General features: G+C 72.0%; 1 protein-coding gene. It reads left to right on the top strand.

Annotated features, from left to right (window positions below; translation table 11 throughout):
- Positions 1–466 precede the first annotated feature (466 nt).
- A complete protein-coding gene (locus tag FF041_RS34425; RefSeq protein ID WP_153526347.1) occupies positions 467–1,252 on the top strand; it encodes a hypothetical protein in 786 nt (261 codons plus the stop codon).
- Positions 1,253–1,468 lie beyond the last annotated feature (216 nt).

Here is a 1,468-nt window from a genome sequence, read left to right as displayed (position 1 = left end):
CGGACGGGTACAGGCCAACCAGATCAACAAGAAACTCCTACTCCAACCGAGTGGTGAACACCGCTTTCGTGATACTCCCGCTGCCGGCGGCGGAGCTCACGGCATGGGGCGGCAACCGGCAAGCCGGGTGTCTCAACCCAGAGGGCAAGGGCTCCGGGTGGCTTACATCAACAACACTCGTCCATGAGGTGGTGATGAGCCCCGGTTTCCTCTATGGGGTGAAATGTGGTTCACGGGCTGGGCTGCGGTGCGGTTCGGTGGGACTCTGCGCGCATTGGGGGTGCGGCGCGGGCCGGTGCCGCTGGTTCGTGTGCCCCTCCCGGGTGAGAGGGTTGATCGCATGGGTGTGTCTCGTGGGGTTCCGGATACGGGAGTCGCCGACGTGCGGGGGTGTGCAGGGCGGCTGCGGGGACGTTTGGGCGGGCGCATGGTGATGCTGGCGTGCACTGTCTCAGGGGCTGTGCTGGTGACGGCGCCGGTCGCGCGGGCTGACGCGGGGTGTACGACGACGGGGGCCACCACGGTGTGCATCTCGCCGGGCAGCGAGTCGTTCACGGTGCCTTCCACCGCGACCAGGGTGACGTTCACGGTGGTCGGGGCGGGTGGTGCTGGGGGCGGCGGCGCCGCTTCGCAGGCGTCCCGGGCTGGCTACGGAGGCGGCGCGGGCGGGGTGGCCGTGTGCGTGGTCGAGGGCCTGGCAGGGCAGACCGTCCAGGTCACGGTCGCCGGGCCCGGTTCCGGGGGCGGCGCCGGACCTGCGGGGGCCGGCGGCCTGGGCGGTTCCGGCGACAGCGCCGGCTCGTCGGGCCGGGGCAATCCGCTGCCCGCACTCCAGGACGGCGGGGGCGGGGGCGGGGGCGGCGGTGCGTCCAATGTCACCGCGGGCGCTTTCGTGCCGTTCCACCTGACCGGGGCCGGGGGCGGTGGAGGAGGCGGCAACGCCACCGGAATCGCCGCCTCTCTCGGCTTCGGCGGACCCGGAGGGTCACAGGGCCTGGCACTCGGAGGCGCGGGCGGGATCGGGTTTCCCGGAGCTGGCGGCCGGTCCGCGTGCGACCCGGGCCTGCTCGGAGGAATCGCCATCGTGTCACGGACGCTGACACCGGGCGCGAACGGCTCGGGAACCTCGGGCGGAAGTGCCTCCGGTGTACCCGCCGCGTGCGGGAACGCCGCCACTGGCGGCAACGGCGGTACGACGACATCCCCCGGCGCCAACGGCCGACGCGGCTGCGTCGTCATCACCGTTACCTGACCCTCCGCAGCGGGCACACGGTGGAGCGGCGATCGCCTGCACGCCGCTGATCCCCGCGTTTCTGGACCGGGTGCTTGCCCGGTCCAGATACGCGCCGGCCCATGACGACGTGGTGCTGAACGGGCCGGGCCTGGGCGGTGGAATCAGCCTTGCCCCATGTGTGGGGATCCCGGCGGGAAGACTGAGGGCGGAAAAGTCGACCGTGTTGTCGTCTGT

This window comes from Streptomyces jumonjinensis, from assembly GCF_009600885.1.
Classification (GTDB): Bacteria; Actinomycetota; Actinomycetes; order Streptomycetales; family Streptomycetaceae; genus Streptomyces; species Streptomyces jumonjinensis.
Note: the sequence above shows the minus strand (reverse complement) of the source record. Positions and strands in the feature narration are given on the sequence as shown.